Origin of the sequence: Alloalcanivorax dieselolei B5, assembly GCF_000300005.1 — a bacterium.
Lineage (GTDB): Bacteria > Pseudomonadota > Gammaproteobacteria > Pseudomonadales > Alcanivoracaceae > Alloalcanivorax > Alloalcanivorax dieselolei.
Genome location: NC_018691.1, coordinates 1,884,220 through 1,904,453, shown reverse-complemented (window position 1 = coordinate 1,904,453; position 20,234 = coordinate 1,884,220). Strand labels below are relative to the sequence as shown.

The 20,234-nt window shown below is 55.2% G+C and carries 9 protein-coding genes and 1 tRNA gene; 6 read left to right on the top strand and 4 right to left on the bottom strand.

Translation table 11 applies throughout. The features are described from left to right. The 3 genes from B5T_RS08655 to B5T_RS23030 all read right to left on the bottom strand — a co-directional run bounded on the left by B5T_RS08655 (nucleotide 1) and on the right by B5T_RS23030 (nucleotide 7,986). Nucleotides 1–7,026 (bottom strand): RHS repeat-associated core domain-containing protein, encoded by a 7,026-nt coding sequence (locus B5T_RS08655; RefSeq protein ID WP_167321208.1) that lies wholly within the window; start codon nucleotides 7,024–7,026, stop codon nucleotides 1–3. 230 nt (nucleotides 7,027–7,256) lie between these two features. Beyond that, nucleotides 7,257–7,571, bottom strand: a complete 315-nt coding sequence (locus B5T_RS23035; RefSeq protein ID WP_148279236.1) for a hypothetical protein — start codon at nucleotides 7,569–7,571, stop codon at nucleotides 7,257–7,259. A 34-nt stretch (nucleotides 7,572–7,605) separates the two neighbouring features. Further along, nucleotides 7,606–7,986, bottom strand: coding sequence for a hypothetical protein (locus B5T_RS23030; protein WP_148279235.1), 381 nt, complete (start codon nucleotides 7,984–7,986; stop codon nucleotides 7,606–7,608). Nucleotides 7,987–8,258: 272 nt separating this feature from the next. On the opposite strand from B5T_RS23030, the gene cysZ reads away from it, so the two are divergent. Continuing rightward, nucleotides 8,259–9,035, top strand: a complete 777-nt coding sequence (gene cysZ, locus B5T_RS08650; protein WP_014994113.1) for a sulfate transporter CysZ — start codon at nucleotides 8,259–8,261, stop codon at nucleotides 9,033–9,035. Nucleotides 9,036–9,160: 125 nt separating this feature from the next. Here the strand turns inward: cysZ and uvrB are convergent, their stop codons facing one another. Then, nucleotides 9,161–11,176 carry an excinuclease ABC subunit UvrB gene (gene uvrB / locus B5T_RS08645; RefSeq protein WP_014994112.1) on the bottom strand — a complete coding sequence of 672 codons (2,016 nt, stop codon included), beginning with the start codon at nucleotides 11,174–11,176 and terminating at the stop codon, nucleotides 9,161–9,163. Nucleotides 11,177–11,310: 134 nt separating this feature from the next. Between uvrB and B5T_RS08640 the strand changes: the two genes are divergently transcribed. From B5T_RS08640 to B5T_RS08620, 5 genes are all read left to right on the top strand, one after another. Next, on the top strand, nucleotides 11,311–12,501 hold the full coding sequence (locus tag B5T_RS08640; RefSeq protein ID WP_014994111.1) for a pyridoxal phosphate-dependent aminotransferase: 1,191 nt from the start codon (nucleotides 11,311–11,313) through the stop codon (nucleotides 12,499–12,501). A gap of 68 nt (nucleotides 12,502–12,569) precedes the next feature. Continuing rightward, a tRNA-Asn gene (locus tag B5T_RS08635) sits at nucleotides 12,570–12,645 on the top strand. 498 nt (nucleotides 12,646–13,143) lie between these two features. Further along, on the top strand, nucleotides 13,144–14,454 hold the full coding sequence (locus B5T_RS08630) for an exopolysaccharide biosynthesis polyprenyl glycosylphosphotransferase (protein WP_014994110.1): 1,311 nt from the start codon (nucleotides 13,144–13,146) through the stop codon (nucleotides 14,452–14,454). A 75-nt stretch (nucleotides 14,455–14,529) separates the two neighbouring features. Next, nucleotides 14,530–16,446, top strand: a complete 1,917-nt coding sequence (locus tag B5T_RS08625; protein WP_014994109.1) for a glycosyltransferase — start codon at nucleotides 14,530–14,532, stop codon at nucleotides 16,444–16,446. A 4-nt stretch (nucleotides 16,447–16,450) separates the two neighbouring features. After that, complete coding sequence (locus tag B5T_RS08620) at nucleotides 16,451–20,227, top strand: glycosyltransferase (RefSeq protein WP_014994108.1); 3,777 nt, start codon at nucleotides 16,451–16,453, stop codon at nucleotides 20,225–20,227. Nucleotides 20,228–20,234: the final 7 nt, after the last annotated feature.

The following is a 20,234-nucleotide window of genomic DNA, read 5'->3' as shown; positions in this document are numbered from 1 at the left end:
TTAGAACTCCTTCTTCGCAATGGAGGATATCCTGAAAATCCCGTCAACAACCCTTCCTTTTATGCTAACTGGGGTATCAGCCACTTTTACAGTGACCCACGAACCTGTCTGATAGTTCTTATTGGCGATTGACTGGGCTGACATTTGCAGTTTCCTCAATGCAGCTTCAGGAGATCCGTACTTCTCCAATAACCGTGTAGGAGCGCCTCCTCCCCTTCCAAATAAATGATGAATATCGTTTTTTGTGTATTGTGCAAGAGCGTCACCAATCTTTCCTGATGGGCGCCCTAAGACTCTTGCCATACCATTAACAACCCAAGCCGACACCCCTTCGATAGCCGCCAACGGCGCAAGAGATATTCCGGCCAGCAGCGCATCAGAGCTATTTAGCTCGGAATCATAACTCCAACTATCAAACCCGGTAGGATCGGCCTCATGAGCCATCTGATTAAAAATATACCCCATAGCCCCGGTAGCAGCCCCCACCATGAACTTGCCCCCCGTGGCTTCGGATACTGCGCCACTTACCAATCCTGCCAGCACGGTCCCAGAGCCCCGTTCACCTTCGGTCCATCCCTTGATTCTGCTTCCGATCATCCCTTCAGTCATACCACCTATAACGCCGGACCTGACGTCAGCACCTCGCAGGCGGGCGAAGGCCGCGCCGCGGGCGCCGTGGGCGAGGCCGCTGCCTGCCCAGCCCAGCCTCAAGTCACCGATGGCACCGGCGACACCGGCATCGGCGTAGGCCAAGGCGGCGGACTTCGCGCCGGCCAGCAGGGCTTTCTCGATAGGTGCGCCGCTGCCGTAGGCCACGGCCCCGGCCGCCCAGGACTGATAGGCGCTGAGGCAGCCCGCCGCTCCGGTTCCACCAGTAAATACCCCGCAACCCGCCATGCCAACAATCCCAAACACTTCCCCCGCAAACTTGTTCCTCGCAGCAAACCGGGCCATTTCCTTGCCGGCATAGCGAGACGTGACTTCCGCGATGGCCATTTGCGGGTTGAACACCGCCAGTACAATCCCCATCCGCTTCTTAATCGAGTTCCGCAGCTTCTTCCAGGTCTTGCTCAGCCAGGAATAGCCGCTGGGGTCGGTGATGCTCATGGGGTTGTTGAGGGCGTAGCTGTAGCGGTTGTAGCTTTCCACCTGGTCCAGGCCCTTGATCACCGGGTCGGCGCTGAGGAAGCGGCCGATGGTGGGGTCGTAGATGCGGCCGCCCATGTGGATGATGCCCACGTCGTCGAGCATCTCGTGGCCGGTGTAACCTTTGCTGGTGGCCTTTTCCGCCCGTTCCATGCCGAACCAGGCGGCGTCGCTGATCGCTGTCCAGTCCACGTCTTTGCGTGGCCGGCCCCAGGGGTCGTAGCGGTAGCGTTCGGTGACGCCGCCGAGGCCATGGGCCACGGCCACCACGGAGCCCATGCCGTCCATGAACAGGTGCTCTTCGTTGGGCGAGGTGGCGTCACCGTTTTCGAAGGACACCACCACGTCCCCGGTGATCCGGAAGCGTTCCTTGATGGTGGTCTGCCCGTTCTTCTGGATATCCAGGTACTCGTACCCACCCAGAGAGATCTTGCTGGTGGTTTTCTCGGAGGTGGTGGTGACCTGTTTCAGGATGGCGCGGTCCGGGCCATAAACGAAGTCGACCGTCGCACTGGCGCCTTGAATCCGGTCCGGCTTGTTGAAAGCGGTGTAGGAGATGGTCTTGCCACCGCCAGAAAGCATGTTGCCACCACTGTCATAGCAGTAGCTGCTATTGCGTACTCCGGAAACGCTGGTAACGGCATGCGGCCCCGGGGTGTACTGGGTACCACCCACTTCACAGCTTTCGCCATACTGGTACTGGCCGACGTCATTGCGCTGCAGGATGTTACCGTTGACGTCATAGTCGATGGACTGCTCGAACGAATTGCCCGGGGTGGTCATGTTGGCCACCGTGGCTTGCACCAGGCGGTCCACCACATCGTATGCGAAGGTTTCCTCCATTTGTTCCAGGTTACCCACCGCCTGCTGGGTACGCTTGCGCATCAGCCCTTTGGCGTCGAAGTCGTAGAACTCGTTCTGGATATTCCAGCCGGCGTCGAACATCATCTTGGAGCGGATCTGGGTCAGGAAACCGGACGCCGAATCATGGTCGTACAGTTTGCGGATGATGCCGTTACCCTGGTACACATCCTTGATCTGACCCCGCACGGTCTTGGCATTGGCCCGCCAGTAATAGTCTTCCTCACCGGGCTTGCCGATCTCATAGAGTTCGCCCTGGGCGTTGTAGCGGTACTCCACGCTCAGGCTCGGGCCGTTGATCCGGTGCGGCAGCGTCTCCTGCATCAGGCGGCCGGTGTCATTGTCGAACTGGTTTGAACGGGTGAACTGGCGCCCCTCGAAGCGGGTGTCCACCTGCACCACCCGGCCAATCCCATCGTAGAAAGGCTCTTCCCGATAACCATTGTTGGCGGTCACCAGTGCCAGGCGCCCCACTCCTTTGGCCGAGGCGTCATAACTCCAGCTATGGGTCGCGGTCTGCCCCGCGCAGCCGTTCAAGGCCGCCTGCGACGCCTGGACCCAGCTCAGGGACGGCCGATAATCATCGGTGCGGGAAATCAGCCGCCCGAGCTCGTCATAGGCCGAACAGGTCCGGGCGCCACTGCCGTTCTGTTGCAGAACGATCTGGTCGAAATCGTCATAGGCGTACTGCCATTGACCAATGTTCGGGTCCTGGGAGCCGACTTTGCGGCCCAGGGCATCGTAAGTGTTAACCAGCTCCACCTGGTCCGGAAGCACCACCTTCAGCAACTTGCCGGAGGCATCGTATTGGTAGGTAAGCTGCCGATTGGCCGCGTCCACCACCCGGCGCAAACGGTCCTGAACATCGTTGGTGTGAACGGTCACCTGGGTGGTCTGACCGCCACCCACCGGGTCGCTCCAGGACACCGTTTGTTGGGTGGTGAGTCCGTTGTACTGATGGTTGGACGTCAAACCGGAAGCGGACCGCTCCACCAGAGGACGCCCCAGCACATCACGGGACACCACCTGATTCCAGTACACGGCTCCGCCCTGCTCGTGCGGCTCGGAGGTGCGGGTCACGTCGCCGTTGGCGTCATATTCCGTCTTCGCCACGATGGTTTCGCCAGAGAAGCCGGTGGCCCGGGTTTCAATGGTGCGGCCCAGCAAGTCCGTGTATTCCCGGGTCGGGCCGCTGATCGGCGTGCCGTTACGGCTGGCCAGCCAGCTTTCGGTGTAGTACACCGCGTTGGCCGGGCAATTGCTTATGCAGGCTTTAATGCGGGTCTCCCGGCTCTGTCCATCCGCGCTGATTTCGGTCAGCGGACGTCCGAGAGAGTCGTAATTCCAACGGGTGGTGACGTTATTCGGGTCACTTTCCGTCAGCTTGACACCCAGCACCGGGTCATAGGTCGCTTTCGAGGTGTGCCCCAGCGTATTGCGGGTCTCCACCACGAAGCGGCCGGTGGGATCATAGGTGAATTGCGTGCTTCGTTCCGCGCCGCCAGCGCCCTTCTCCACCCGTGTTTCCGTAAGCCCATAGGCGTTGTAGGTATAATGGGTCTCCTTACGTAGTCCTGGCAGATCCGGTTCGACGATCTCGGATTTCAACATGCCGCCGATACCGGGCTGCGACGCTGAATAGTAGGTCCAGGCCGACGTTCTGGTAATGGCGGGCGCCGCCTGCCCTTGATAAGAGCCAGAGTAAGTGGCTTCGGAGCGGGACTGCCGGCCGAGTATCCAGTAGGTCAGGTTATTGGTCAGGTATTGGTTGACCAGTCGTTTGGTGAACGTCTGCCCGGTCCCGGAGGTAGTGACTTCCTGTGTCAGCAAGTCGCCGGTGTTTTTGTAGGTATTGCTGGACGCCACCGTCTTGATCAGGCTGCCGTCGAGCTCATACTCCTTGCTGACGCTGCCTTTGAGCAAAGACCGGTAACGCAGGGAGATACCGGAACGGTTCCATATATTGGAAGCGGACTGCAACGGGAACCCCTGGCCCCGATAAATCTGAGTCTGCCACTCATTTTCTTCGCTGGAGACCAACTGAAACCCGCCACCGACCTTGTAATAGGTCTCGGAGTGATCCACCTGACCGACGGTATGATTGCGAACGTCTTGATTGAACCAGATGTCATGGCGTTTTCTGCCGTTCTCCGAGGTCACCCTGAGCATCTCGAAGCCGACGCCACCGAACTCATTAGGGTAGTAGCCGTAGTTCCGGTAGAAATATTGCTGGGTGTTGTAACCGCCGATGCCGTCGGAGGCCTCCAGTTCCGACACCACGTTCATGCCTTTGGTCAGGAAGACCTGGCCGTGACTGCCGGTGGGGTCTCCATAGGCGTACACCGACGGATCAGCGATATCTTTGTAGGTAACACCGTATTCCAACCCAAACCCGTTGGTGACGCCGGTGAGCAGGTCTCCTTGCTCCGGCACCTGGGGACCGAAGCAGGCCATGCCGCGATTTCGGGGGACTAGAGACTTCCAATACAGGGCGCAATAGGCATCGTGGCCATCACCATTGATGTCCGCCCAGCCCCGATTGATGTCCCGCATACCGCGAATGTTTGATCCAAGATAGGGCAGACGATACTTCACCGGAGACGTACCGAATCCGTCTGGCGTGGAAATAAAACAGGTCAGGTGTGTATCTGTATAGGCGGTGGGAAGGCTGTTTTCCACACACCAGTCCATGCGGCCGTCCTGGTTGACGTCCATGAATTGAGTGGCTTCCGGCATCGACTCCATGTCACCGTCAAACCTCTGATGGACCGGTAGGAAAGCGGAGACAATTTCATTGCCCCAACTGTCTCCAAGAGATTCCAGGCAGGACGCGCGATAACCATCATTTCCGCCTTCCTTGGTCCAATAGATGCGGCAGAAATCGGAAAAACCGTTGCCCGTGAAGTCGGTAAACAGGGCGCTGAAATACCGGGTAGAGCTGCCTTTGTAGGGCCAGTCCTGTTCATCGGTTTGAAAATGGGCTCCGGTCTTGGCCCAAGTTCCACCATCCAGGCTCTGGCCTTGATGATTGGTATGACAAGTGACTTTGGTTTTGGTGGTAATACAGTAGTCCGGCAGCCCATCACCGTTGACATCGGCCCAGTAGCCGGCCATATCGGTGATTTCCTTGGTGAAGGCCTCCGAGAACGTGAACCCGTTGACTGACTGCACCAGACAGCGAATGTACTTCTTGTCGCCTTTCAAATAGGTATAGCAATAGTCGATCTTGCCATTACCGTTGAAGTCCATCCAGGAACGGGGGCCAACATACAGCTTCTCGACGGGGCGCGAAATATCGTGGGTAATAAGCTCCTTGAAGGCATTCTGAAGATTGGGTTTATTCAACCGGCACGTCAGCCGGTCATTACCGCCCTGCAGTGTGGAGTAGCAAAGGTCCACCAAACCATCGTCGTTGATGTCAATCCAGGAGGGATCCACGTTCCAGTTATGCCAATTCCAGTCCTTGACGGGATATTCTGTATCCACAGCCAAACGGGTACCCACCAATCCCGCGTCAATTTTTATCTGGGAATTAAACGATCCGCTGCCGTTATTCAGATAGCAGATAATTTCAACCGGAGCCGTGGAGGTACTGTTGAGACCCGATATACGGCAATAGTCATCCTTTTTATCCCTATTGATATCCACCCAGCGTGCAAAACCGGGGTAATGCAACCCCTCCTCAAAGACATGCTCATTGGTGGGCGAACCGGGGAAACGGGTATAGGTCGCCTTGGAAAAGTCCGGCTGACGCTCTTTTTTCCAGTTCAAGGCGATCGGTTTGAAACAACGCACCGAGGCATCGCATTCAAAGAAGCGCGTCAATAGCGAGCGTTTGGTGGCCTGGCTGGTTTCATAGCGGAAGTGATACTGTCTCGCCACGGAGCCATGACTCCGAGAGGTGACACGAGCCAGACGAAGCCCGACTTTATACACCTTGCCCAGCACCGCGATACGCCAGCCATAGGGATCCGGCTCATAGGTGAATTCCACCTCGGCATCGCCGCTACCGGCCTGGCCGTCCTTGACCGTATATTCGATCTTCTTGGGGAAATAGCCAGCGGAGCCGGGCTGGTACGTCACCCGATATCCATACCCCAAGCGGTCTTCCACGCCATCCAACGCCCAGCGGCCAACCGCGTTGCCGGACAGACGGCCAGTGATACGACTATCCGCCCGGCTGCCGTAATACAGAACATCGCCGTTCTTCTCATGGACGGTAAAGCCACCCTGGCTGTAGACGATCTTACGATCCGATTCCGCCTCGGTCTGATAGATTGAGCCGTTACCCCAGTACTGGCCGGAGACGAGGATCAATCGATTGCCGTCGAGGCAAAGCAAGTCGCCATTGTTTCCTTTTACTCCCGATACAGCACCATCCCGTTCGAAACTATAACCACAGCGCTCGATGGCGGAAACGCCGGCAATACTGAACCCCATGCCCGCCTGGCCGTATCCGGAACCGCTGGAGTAATGGATCGAGAACGAGGGGTCGACACCGGCACCGCCTTTGGGGACCTGGATGGGCAGGCTGAACTCAGCCTGGCCGAGATCAACGGAGAAGGAGGATGCGGAGGAACCGATCAGGGAAGTATTAAGATCGACGCTTCTGGGTTCGGAGAAGCTGCTGCCATTCCACTGCGAGTAACGGGAATCATCAAGAAACAAGACTTTCCCGCTATCGTGGGGATTGTCCCTGATCGAGACCTCACCACCTCCAGATACCCAGTGATCTCCAATCTTCAGGAACTGGTCTTTCAGAGACAGCGTGCCATCGCTGTTATTGCTCAGAAAGAGGCTATTTATATTGGGGTCTTTTGACTGCAGGAAAAGGTCGGCAATGCCGTCCCCATCCAAATCACCGATCAATCCATCAAACAAATTGGAAGGTTGGGCAGGGATGGCCGCGCCCTGTGTCATGGTGCAGGGTACGAAGTCGCCACTGCTGGTGCCACAGAGAAGAATATCTTGGTAGCCGGAATCAAACGGAACGGGGAACGAAATTCCCACGGTCAGCATGATGAACTGCTGGCGTGCTCGAAGGAGAATATCCAGATGCCCATCCAGCCCGTACTCCACACTGTCTATATCGCCATAATAGACGTGATATAAAGGCTTATTCAGAGAAATCGATGCGGATGCCGAACCGGCCATGCACATTAAAAGTGCAAAAAAAATCCCCAAAGCCTTCCTGTATCTAGACATACCCTATCCCTTCTTCTCTTTATTGGTGCCCCAAAAATCACACTTTAGTCTTTAAGAGTGACCCATCTAAAGCTTAAGAAATCGCCAAAGCAGGTATCCCCCACGCCGCCGAACAACACCTTCATGTTATTCACTTTCGCATTCATGATGATGGATAAGGCGGCATATGCATGTTCTCCTGAAGATCCCCAGCGCAGCCCAGCAGAGCTATCGTTACTACATTTAGAAACGTCCATAACAGGAGAATCAAGAACAACAAAACACTCGTCCTTATCTATATGGCAACCTACTCGGTCGACGGTCCCTTCCAGGAACTCGGCCCGCGCACCAGCACAAACCAGGAGAAGCAAAAAAACCACAGTAAATATCCTTTATTAATTTTCATACTAAGCCTCATTGGCGGTGCATAAACACACTTCCTACATAAGGTGCAGTAGGTGCACCTACCCAATGTAGAGGCTCACAACGAGGTACCCAGACGGACAAAGGTTTTCCAAATGAGAGAGATGATAAAACAACGGAAATCATCTCAGCCCTCAGTGTTGAATCATCACTAGGGATGATAAGAACATCCTTCTTATCGCAATCATCAATGTTTTGGAGGCCGGCCGCTGTATCAGGTGCGACACGGATATAAACATAATCAGGTGCAATTTCTATATCCTTCGGCATAAACGCCCCGGTTCCTCCTGGAGTCGCCATAGCCACCATGGGTGCCCCACCGAAAGAAGCAACACCCGCAAAAACAAGCCCTAAACCCCATTTCTTGAACATGTCTTTTTCCCCAATTTAGATCCATGGTTCTGATAATCGAGAAACAGATCTCAATCCGATAAGTGATCTTATATAACTATTCATCATATTTTTGTGTAAGCCCTTTCATACATTTCCTGTAGGATATTCACCCTTTTTCATGTAAGCCTCAGCCTACAACCATTCACAAACAACCTCGCCTTTCCTTCCCGCCCATCCAGATCCACCATTGGCACCCCACCCCCACCCCGTTAGACTCCGCGGTGTTTCCGTAGCCGAAGACAGGGTGGACCGTGCAGCAGATCAGTCGTGCGTTTTCCTATTTGAGTCAGGCCTTCAGTCTGGCGCGCAGCCCGGGCCTGCGTTGGTATGTCATGGTGCCGATGGCCTTTAACGTGCTGGTGTTCGGGGTGCTGTACTGGCTCTCCGCGACCTGGATCGGGGGCTGGATTTCGGCGGTGACGGCGGGCTGGGCGCTGGATGGCGGATTGAGCTTCCTCAACGGGCTGATCCAGTTTCTGGCCAACGCCGCGGTGGTGCTGGTGTGGATTCTGTTGTTGGGGGTGTTCGCCAGCGTCTTCACCCTGGGCGTACAGCTGATCGCCGCGCCATTCATGGGTTTTCTGGCGGAGAAGGTGGATATCCAGGTCACCAACCGGCCGATGCCGGATGAGTCCATCGGCGCGATGATCTGGCGGACCTTCAAGCGGGAGATCCGCAAGACCCTGTACTGGCTGTCACGCGCACTACTGGTGCTGTTCGTGGTGGTGGTGCTTTATTTTATTCCGGTGGTCAATGTCTTCGCGTCGGCGGTGTGGTTCCTGTGGTCCGGCTGGCTGCTGGGCATGCAGTACATCGACTATGGCGCGGATAACCGCCAAGTGTCGTTCGAGGAGATGCTGGTGCGGCTCAAGCGCAAGCGCTGGCTGGTGCTGACGTTCGGCTCGCTGGTGATGGGGCTGACCATGCTGCCGCTGGTGAATCTGTTCATTATGCCGGTGGCGGTGATCGCCGGGACTCTGATCTGGGTGAAGGAGTTGAGCCCGGAGGTGATGCCGGAGGTGGTGTAGCAGGAGTGCGTTGGCGATTATTCGCCAGCGAGCTGGCTTCCCACAGCGGTCGACGAAAAACCATTCGCCTGCAGGGCAGGCTCCTACAGGGGGCGAAACCAACGGCGTGGGCCACTGGCCATGGCTTACCGCATGAAGCCCTCTTCCCGCAGGCGATGGACGCGGTCGCGCAGGGCCGCGGCCTGCTCGAACTCCAGGTTCTTGGCGTGCTCCATCATCTTCGCTTCCAACTGATCGATTTCCTTGGCCACCTCCGCCGGTGAGCGGGCCATGTACTCCTCGCGGTCGTCCGCCACCTTGCGGGTACGCTTGCGCTCCGGCTGACCGGCGCCGGTGGCATAGGCGTCATCCATGATATCCCGCACCTGCTTGATCAGACCTTGCGGGGTGATGCCCATTGCCTTGTTGTGTTCGATCTGCTTGTTCCGGCGGCGCTCGGTTTCGTCCATGGCCCGGCGCATGGAGCCGGTGACCTGGTCGGCGTAGAGAATGGCCCGCCCCTGGATGTTGCGCGCCGCCCGGCCGATGGTCTGGATCAGGGAACGGTCGGAACGCAGGAAGCCTTCCTTGTCAGCGTCAAGAATGGCGACCAGCGCCACTTCCGGCATGTCCAGGCCCTCCCGCAGCAGGTTGATCCCCACCAGCACATCGAACTTGCCCAGACGCAGGTCGCGGATGATTTCCACCCGTTCCACGGTGTCGATGTCGGAGTGCAGGTAGCGCACCTTGATGCCGTTTTCGTTCAGGTACTCGGTGAGGTCTTCCGCCATCCGTTTGGTCAGCGTGGTCACCAGCACCCGCTCGCCCTTGGCGATGCATTCCCGGGCCTCGCCCACCAGGTCGTCCACCTGGCTGCCGGCGGGACGGATTTCGATGGCCGGGTCCACCAGCCCGGTGGGCCGTACCACCTGCTCCACCACTTGGCCGGCGTGCTTTTCCTCGTAGGAGCCCGGCGTGGCGGAGACAAATACCATTTGCGGCGCCAGCCGCTCCCATTCCTCGAACTTGAGAGGCCGGTTATCCAGCGCCGAGGGCAGCCGGAAGCCGTATTCCACCAGGGTTTCCTTGCGGGAGCGGTCGCCTTTGTACATGGCGCCCAGTTGCGGCACGGTGACGTGGGACTCATCCATGATCAGCAACGAGTCCTGCGGCAGATAATCAAACAGCGTCGGCGGCGCTTCACCAGGCTGGCGGCCGGAAAACAGCCGCGAGTAGTTCTCCACACCGTTGCAATAGCCCAGTTCCTGAAGCATCTCGATGTCGAAACGGGTGCGCTGCTCCAACCGCTGCGCCTCCACCAGCTTGTTGTTGTCCCGCAGCAGCTTGAGGCGGTCGGCCAGCTCCTCCTTGATCATCTCGATGGCCTTGAGCACGGTTTCCCGGGGCGTCACATAGTGGCTCTTGGGGTAAATGGTGACGCGCCCCACCCGCTTGATCACTTCGCCGGTGAGCGGATCGAAGATACTGATGTCCTCAATCTCATCATCGAACAGCTCCAGACGTACCGCCTTGCTCTCCTCTTCCGCCGGGAAGATGTCGATCACGTCACCGCGCACCCGGTAGGTGGCACGGCGGAAGTCCATCTCGTTGCGGGTGTACTGCAACTCCGCCAGACGCCGCAGCAGGTCGCGCTGATCGATATGATCGCCACGCACCAGATGCAGCACCATGGCGTGGTAGCTGGCCGGATCACCCAGACCGTAAATGGCCGACACCGTGGCGACGATGATGGTGTCCGGGCGCTCGATAATGGCCTTGGTGGCGGACAGGCGCATTTGCTCGATGTGCTCGTTCACCGAGGAGTCCTTGTCGATAAAGGTGTCCGAGCTGGGTACGTAGGCTTCCGGCTGGTAGTAGTCGTAGTAGGAAACGAAGTACTCCACCGCGTTTTCCGGGAAAAACGCCTTGAACTCCCCATACAACTGAGCGGCCAGGGTCTTGTTGTGCGCCATCACCAGGGTCGGGCGCTGCACCTGCTGGATCACATTGGCCATGGTGAACGTCTTCCCCGACCCGGTCACCCCGAGCAGGGTCTGATGGCCGAGTCCATCCTCGAGCCCTTCCACCAATTGCGCGATGGCCGTGGGCTGATCCCCGGCGGGCTGGTAATCCGAGTGCAATTTAAACGCGGTGTCTGCCATGGTGTGTCGCTGTCCTGCTGTGGGGTGAGAGCGGCTCGGCCACCCTATGAGATCCGGGCCGGATGCGGTAATATTGCGTGCCCCGGTCTGTGCCAAAACCGGGTTCCAATCATCATCCGATAGATGAGGAGTGCATGTCCGATATCAACCTTTCCGACCGCGTCCAACGCATCAAACCTTCCCCGACCCTGGCGGTGACCTCCAAGGCCGCCGAGCTGCGAGCTCAGGGCAAGGACATTATTGGACTGGGCGCCGGCGAGCCGGATTTCGATACCCCGGATCATATCAAACAGGCCGCCATCGAGGCGATCAATGCCGGCAAAACCAAATACACCGCGGTGGACGGCACTCCCGGCCTGAAACAGGCCATCGTCGACAAGTTCAAGCGTGAGAACGACCTGAGCTACGAACCAGCCCAGGTGCTGGTCTCCAGCGGCGGCAAGCAGAGCTTCTTCAACATGGCGCTGGCTCTGTTCAACGACGGTGACGAAGCGATTATCCCCGCCCCCTACTGGGTCAGCTACCCGGATATGGTGAAAGTGGCCGGCGGCGTACCGGTGATCCTGGAAACCACCCTGGAAACCCGCTTCAAGATCACCCCGGAACAGCTGGCCGCGGCGATCACGCCGAAAACCCGCCTGTTCGTGATCAACAGCCCGTCCAACCCGTCCGGCATGGCCTACACCAAGGAAGAGCTGGCGGCGCTGGGTGAAGTGCTCAAGCAGCACCCGGACATCGTGGTCGCCACCGACGACATGTACGAGCACATCCTGTGGACCGGCCAGCCGTTCGTGAACATCGTCAACGCCTGCCCGGACCTGTACGACCGCACCGTGGTCATGAACGGCGTCTCCAAGGCCTACTCCATGACCGGCTGGCGGATCGGCTACGCCGCCGGCCCGCAGAAGCTGATCGGCGCCATGAAGAAGGTGCAGAGCCAAAGCACCTCCAACCCGGCCTCCATCAGCCAGGCCGCCGCCGAAGCGGCCCTGGCCGGCGATCAGCAATGCGTGGCGGACATGGTCAAAGCATTCAAGGAGCGTCATGACTATGTGGTGGAAGCCCTGAACGCCCTGCCCGGCGTCAGTTGCGCTCCCGGTGACGGCACGTTCTACGCCTTCCCGGACTTCTCCGGCGCCATCGCCGAAATGGACGACGTCTCCAGCTGCACCGAGCTTGCCACCAAGCTGCTCGACACCGCCGGCGTTGCCCTGGTACCGGGTTCCGCCTTCGGCGCCCCGGGTTGCATGCGCCTGTCCTTCGCCGTCGGCCTCGACACCCTGAAGGAAGCCGTGCGCCGAATCGAGAAGGTATTGAACAAATAAGCAACAAACGGACTCGGGGGTGTTGACGCCCCCGAAAGCCGCCACTAATATACGCGGCCTCAAGACATTCCGCCTTAGCTCAGTTGGTAGAGCAGCTGACTGTTAATCAGCGGGTCGCTGGTTCGAGCCCAGCAGGCGGAGCCAAACAGAAAAGGGTCTATCCATCGGGTAGACCCTTTTTCTTTGTCCGCTGATTGAGCGGCCAAGGCCGCTTGTTAATCAGCGCGCGAATCCAGTGAATTCGCCTAGTTCGAGCCCAGCAGGCGGAGCCAAATAGAAAAGGGTCTATCCATCGGGTAGACCCTTTTTCTTTGCCCGCTCCCCCCTCCCCAACAACGGACTCCCGCCTTCTTTCCAATTGCTGTGGGAAGTCTGCTTGCAGACGAATTCCTTTCCCTTCCTCCATCCCTTTGTTGTCCCCTTTCCCTGTTTTGCAAAGGAGTTGACCCGAATTCGCAAAGGAGCCGGCCCGATATGACCAACCGGCCAGACATCATCCCGTAAAACCATGCTAAAATTGTCGTTTTTGGGGCAATGGACTACGCCTCGAATACCAGAGAATGGCCAAATTGAACTGGCGGCACTCCCGCCGGGGGGGCAGGCTTCAGTCATTCGCTGAGATGGAACGAGGGTAAGAGCGGTATGAGTCAGGGTGATGCACTACATCAGCTTGAATCACAACAGAATCATCTGTTGGAACCCAAGCGGCACCAGCGATGGTACGAACGTATCCTGCTGAACGCGCCGCTCTGGCAGTCTATTTCATTTGCGTTGGTGCTGCTTGTTCCATTTTGGCTTGCATACCGGCAATGGCTGCCCAGCGACGCGAACCAGACAATGACCTCATTTGTCCTGGCCGCCACCTTCATCACCAATCTGCTACTCTCCCGCGCACTGGGCCAATATCCCGGGGGCAACCTCTTGCCCTATCAGTTGAGCGTCACGGGAATCACCATCAGCTTGGCAATCTTCGCCGTTATAGCCCTGCGGTTAGGTTACTCGCGCCTACCCTTGTTCATCGGCTTCGTCCTGATCCTTGCCCACCAGGGCCTGGCATTGGCGGTAAAAGCCCGCTTCCGTTACACCAAACTGGCCTTCGTGCCCGGCACCCGTTTCGAGGAACCCGAACGGGAGCACGAACAATATCGCTTCTGCTACCTGACCGACCCCAACGATAAGCGGCGTTTCGATGTTCTGGTGGTGGACATGGACACCAAATTGAACGACGACTGGGTCCGCTTCATCGCCCGCCATCACTCCCGGCGCATCCCGGTACTAAATGGTCGTTCCCTGCTGGAAGCGATGACGGGCAGTGTGAACCTTGATACTTTAAACAACTCCGACTTCCAGGCCTTCCAGCCTAACCCTCTTTATCTTCTTGGAAAGCGGGTACTGGATATTCTCGGAGTTCTGCTTCTCACGCCCATCGCGCTGCCTCTGTGCCTGGCCACTGCTTGCTTGATTCGTTGGGAAACCCCAGGTCCCGCCCTGTTCATCCAGGAACGGATGGGCGCCGGAAACCGTCCCTTCCGCATGCTGAAGTTCCGCTCCATGAGCATGGACGACCGTCCGGAAGGCGCACGTTTCGTGATCGATGATGAACACCGCATCACCCGCTTCGGCCGCCTTATTCGGCGCAGCCGCCTGGACGAACTTCCTCAGTTATGGAATGTACTGGTGGGGGATATGAGTCTGATTGGGCCTCGCCCTGAACAGCCGGAATTTGCCGAGGCCTTCGAGCGAGACGTCCCCTTCTACAGCTACCGCCATATCATCAAACCGGGTATTTCAGGCTGGGCTCAGGTCCAGCAAGGATATGTAGCCGGGCTGGCGGAAACTCGCAAGAAGGTCGAGCACGACTTTTACTACATCAAGCATTTGTCGTTGTCGTTGGACTTGTTGATCATTATGAAGACGATCAGGACAATTCTGACGGGGTTCGGAGCCCGCTAAGGGTTTCAAAACAACCTATACATACTTAAATCCCATAATTCAAATTTAGTCCATGGCTAAATTGCGGAGTCGCATGTGCAGGTCACAACATCCATTCCAGGCCAAGACGATCTTATCGAGGAAGCCCTCACAAGCCTCCCGTCAAAAGGCTGCATTATTGATATTGGAACCGGCTCGGGGCTCGCCGCCCGGCGCTTCCTGGAAGTTGGCTGGGTGGTTACAGCCACCGGCTTCGATATGGATGCCTACCAGAAAAACGATGAAGCCCTACCGAAAGAACTCCATATCGTCTCCGACCTTGATATCTGCAACATGGACGCGATTGACGACGCCTCAATGGATGCAGTCTGGTGTGCCCATGTACTTGAGCATGTATCCGATACCGGCAGAGCGCTGGCCGAAATCCGCAGAATCCTGAAGCCCGACGGCTGGCTATTCATCGCTGTGCCGCCCTTCAAACACGAGGTAGTCGGGGGTCATGTCAACACAGGCTGGAATATCGGAACCCTGATGTATGTCCTGGCCAATGCGGGCTTTGACCTTACAAATGGACGTTTCGTGCGTCACGGCTATAACATTTTCGGCATGGCTCAGCGGGGACCTGGGCCTCTACCTAAAGAAGAGCTACGCCGCGCAAATGGTGATCTGGAAACACTGACCAAGGCAGGGCGCTTTCCAAAAGGGTTAGAAGTCAAACAAGGTTTCAATGGTGACTTACCATCTGTCAATTGGAAGTGGAACTGTGCTCCCAAATCAATAGAGGTATCACGGTTGATGCTAGCTTCTCCCGGCCCAGTGCCCAAAATGCGAATTGGTTTTTTCATACCCTGGATCACTCAGGGACGCGGGGGCACTGAAAATGTCGGCCAGATGATGGCCAATGCAATGGCTGGGCGAGGCCACAGCGTAGTCATCTTCACCTTCGACAATAACAATGGCCCATCCCTCTGGCCGCTCGACGATAGCATTGAGCTTGTCCACCTTTCTGAGCATGATGATGAAAGAGCGGATCAGATGATGGTAGTTGAAGTTGCCAGCCGCAATCTCGATCTGCTTGTCGGACTGCATATGAACCGCACCTTCTTGCGCTACGTACGCTGTGCGCAGAAGGTTGGGTTGCCGATTGTGCTTTCGGAGCATATTGATCCAAGATTTCCTGACTGGATAGGAACTTTTCCAGCGGACGAGAGAGTGATGGCGTTCTCCGGTGCCACGTTGGTACATACCCTCGTCAATGCCTTTGTGCCCACGCTGCCTGATTTTCTTCAGTCCCGGATGCGCGTCGTGCCGAATACCATACGAGAACCTGAGGTTCTGGCGAAACCCGGTAAAGAAAAAGAGGTTAAATATCTGCTCACCGTTGCACGTCTTGTGCCACGCAAGAATACCTCTCGCTTAGTAGAGGCCTTCGCTAAGCTGGCTCGCGATTTTCCAGATTGGAAGCTTCGTATCGTCGGGGGAGGCCCTGAGGAGAGAACCCTCAGAGAAAAAGCGCAGAGACTTGGTGTTGCCAATGCCATCGAGTTTCTGGGGGCTCAGGAAGACCCTTACGCCTTTTATCATGAAGCAGATATCTTCGTGATACCGTCTTTTTTTGAGGGATTTCCCCTGACCCTCTGCGAGGCGCTCGCTCATGGCATACCGGCCGTTGGTTATGAAGTATGTAACGGTGTTAACGAGCAAATCATCCATGGAGAAAATGGTCTTTTGGCACAAGGAAGAGACGGTGCCGATAATCTACCCGTGGAGCTGCACAAACTAATGGCAAGTCGAGAGTTGCGTGAGCAAATGGGGCAGGCAGCTCGTGAGACATTTCTTGCGCGCTTTAGCAACACAGTGATTCATACAGCGTGGGAAGAGATTTTTTCTGAAGCTTATGAAATAGGTCCAATTTTCTGTAATTCTAGTAAAAAAGATATAGCAGAAGTGCGACTTTCAGAGTTTTTATGGGGGAAGGCTCAGCTTAGCGACGCTGGCAACAAAAAGGCTTAATGTTATGACAAACAACCAGACTGCATTCCAGCGTTTTGCTGAACTCCTGGACATAAAGCAAAAAGAGTTCGATTCTGATCGTGATATTCGGGACTACGTTTTATCGGCTTCCCAAAAGCCTGTGGCTTTTAGCTATGTCAGAAAAAATATAGAGTCAAATTTTGGGTCTAATCTTCCTATGATATTCCCAAGAATAACTGCAGTCGATGAACCTGATGTAGGAGACTGCGCGTTACATTTTGTGTCAGGGACAATATATCGAGACGACCAATATTCACACAAAGGTGCTGTCAAGATTTTTAATAATATCCCTGAGACTGCTGAAATAATACTATTTGAAGCAGGCTTTTTGGCTACTACCCATAGTTGGTCACATAGCTTCAGAGAGGGCAAGCCGGAATATGCTTGCTTAGGGTATGTCTATGATGACATCGCGCATTATTTTATGGCGGATTACCCTAACAGAATTATCCAGAAACTTAACAGCGAAGAGCAACCAAGTACAGAAGAACTGACACGCGCCCGTGGCCTGATTCAACGTATCGTTGAGCGTCGTATCAGTAAATATAATGCTCAACCCATGCACGCACCGGCAATGACAGAAGGCTATACACGCCGGGTATTGGTATGTGACCAGGCCTTCGCCGATGCCTCGACAATCTACGGCAAAGCCGATGAAGCGGCATTCGAAAAGATGCTCGTTGCCGCGATCCAGGAAAACCCTGATGCGGAAATACTGGTCAAGACTCACCCCGATAGCAGTTGGGAAAAGAGCAAGCGATCGGGATACTACTCGCATTTGTCATCTTCCGGGCGGGTCCGCTTGCTACGTGAGCCGGTCAATCCCTACTGCATTTTTGATTTGGTAGACAAAGTTTATGTTGGAACTAGCCAAATGGGGCTCGAAGCTTTGTTTGCTGGCAAGGAAGTGGTCTGCTTTGGTGCTCCTTTCTATGCGGGCTGGGGATTGACGGACGACCGCCAGAAAATTCCGCACCGTCATCGGCAGCGCTCTCTGGAAGAACTTTTCCATTATTTTTATATCTGGTACACGATTTACCATGTACCAGAGTGTGAAGCCCCAAGCCAAATTGAGGACGCCCTTGACTATATCGAGGCTCATCGCCCTTATACTCTTCCCCCGACGGAAGTAGAGGCGGCTTCTCCACCCAGAGTCTCAATCATCATACCCGTGTATGGTGTGGAAGATTACATTGAGGAATGCCTTACCTCTATTCAGAACCAATCACTCCGCGAAATTGAAATCATCCCTGTCAATGACTGCAGCCCTGATGGCAGTCAGGCAATCATTGATAGACTCGCGGCCCAAGACCCTCGAATTCGCCCTATCGTATTGAGTGAAAATGTTGGGCAGGGGTTCGCCCGAAATCGTGGGATAGAGGCTTCGCAAGGCGAATACATCTGGTTTATTGATGCAGATGACTGGCTTGTTGATCCAGTCTTTCTTGAAAAGATAATTACTGCTGCCGATAAAAATAATGCGGATATGACTCGTGCAAAAAAAGCGGGAGAAGCGGTATTTGATAAGAACGATGAATTAATTAGAGTCATTGAGGATAAGAGCGAGGCTTTTTTTACTACTAACATCAGCAAGACAAATTTCAAGAATAGCCCTGAAATTCTTCAAAATCGGCACTTCTGGATGTGGCTTTATCGCCGCACTTTCCTTAAAGATAATAATATCCACTTTGTCACAACACAGTGGGAAGAGAGGGCATTTTTGCTTAAGGCTTTGCTGAGCGCAAGACATCTTACCCTAACGACCAACTTGGGCACGATGTATCGCATTCGACAGAACTCTACAGCCCGGCGTTCCAAAAACATGAAGGACGTCGAAAACTTCACACGAAATATCGAACAAATCGCCACTTTGCTAAAAGAGCATGGCGCAGCTGATCCTGCTAGTGAATATCGTGAGCATCTTAAATTTCAGATATCACAGTTCATCCACTTCTCGTTTTTTGGTTTCTTTTACTCTACGCTTATACGTGAATGCGAAAACCCCGAAGTCTACCTGGAGCGACTAGCTAAAGCATTAGAGAGCCTGGACTTCCTAGCCACCGACATTTCTCGCACACCGATTAATATTAGTAAGAAATTCTTATCGCTCGGGGTATATCAACTCGCCACATCAGCCCTATTGGCTCGCCATTTTGATTTACTTGCTATAGCCGCGAATCGCCAACCCGTACAACAAGATCAACTCTACGATTTTCAGCTTGCAGAACCAGAAAACGCTCGAATTGCCAACCTCCAGAATGCACTGAGTACTTATGCCCGCAATGAACAGGTGACAACACTCACTCATAAGGCAAGCTCAATCACTAAGAAGGCACGCATTGTGATCCACATAGGTGCGACCAAAACAGGTAGCACCTATCTTCAGCATTATCTAGAAAAGAACCGCCCCGCATTACTTCGTGCAGGTGTGTGGTTTCCTGAAGTTGGCCTATTCTGGCAACCGACCCGCCCCCATAAGCAAGCTGGGCATAGTGACGTCATCCAAGCCGCCGTCAATAATCAACCCGACGTGCTAAGGCATATCGAAGCCGGTTTGACATTGATGTCAGGCAAGATCCATACAGTTGTACTCTCTAGCGAAGCCTTCTTCCTGAATGAGAAAGCACACCGCATTGCAGAATACTTTGCAGGCTACCCGGTAGAGATGGTCGCTTATCTAAGACGCCAGGATGAATGGGCCAATGCGCAGTATTGCGAGTTCGTCGCAGGTGGCGCAGTGGGACGTGTGGACATCCCGTTTTCCGAATGGCTGAAGCGCCCTGAAACGAGGCGTCTGCTTGATTATCGCATCCCTCTTTCCGCATGGGCAGATGCAATTGGTCAGGAAAACGTGAAGGTACGAGTATTCGAAAAAGAGCGCCTTCACGATAATGACCTTCTGGCAGACTTTGCAAAAACCATCAACCTTCCTGCCCTTCTGGATCTACCAGAGCCTCCGGAGGATGATCGCAATTCCGCTCGGTTGTCGACAGCTCATGTGGAACTGATACGGCTTTTTAATAGTCGCCCCTTCCGAGATCGTAATGCCTACTTCGACTTCATTGAAGAAGTCACCCAAGGCCTACAGCGGTGGAGAACTAAACGTGGATTGGCAATGCCCAAACCCTGGGTTCTATCCGATCAATTGGCTGCCGAAATCATGGACGACGTCAGATACATTAACCAGGAAGTGGCCACAACATACTTTAAAGGCAATGAAGGCCCACTATTCGGTTCCGCAGCACCGCGCCCTGAAACTACCGGTATTTATCCTGAAGAAATAGTGTTGATTGCAGATGCTTATGAAAGAGCCAAGCCGCTCGATACAGCCCCATCGCAATCGGAAAGACTCGTTATGTCTTCACAAACAAGCCTAGCATCGCTCAAGATTGTCAATTATGGGCTTTTCGGCTGGCGCTACTGGCTCTTGACCCCCCTCCTCGCACTGCTTTTTGCGAAACGCGCAACACCAGAGCTACAGCGTGAGTTCTTGAAGGAGCCAGCTCAATTTGCACGAAAAAACTGGTCTCAACGCCGCCCGGTAATGACAAAATTACTGTATCCCGACACGGACCCTATGGGGCCATTTCAGGTTTTCCGTATTTGGGTGCGATTGATGAGCAAAGTGGCCCGGCTTTCTGGCCGAGCGCATTTATCCAAAGCCATTGAAGATGACCCGATTCGATTTGCCCGAACCATGCACAACCCTGTACGACGCTTTATTGGCCGTTTAATGTTCCCGTGTGGGGAACTTCGGTAATCGCTCT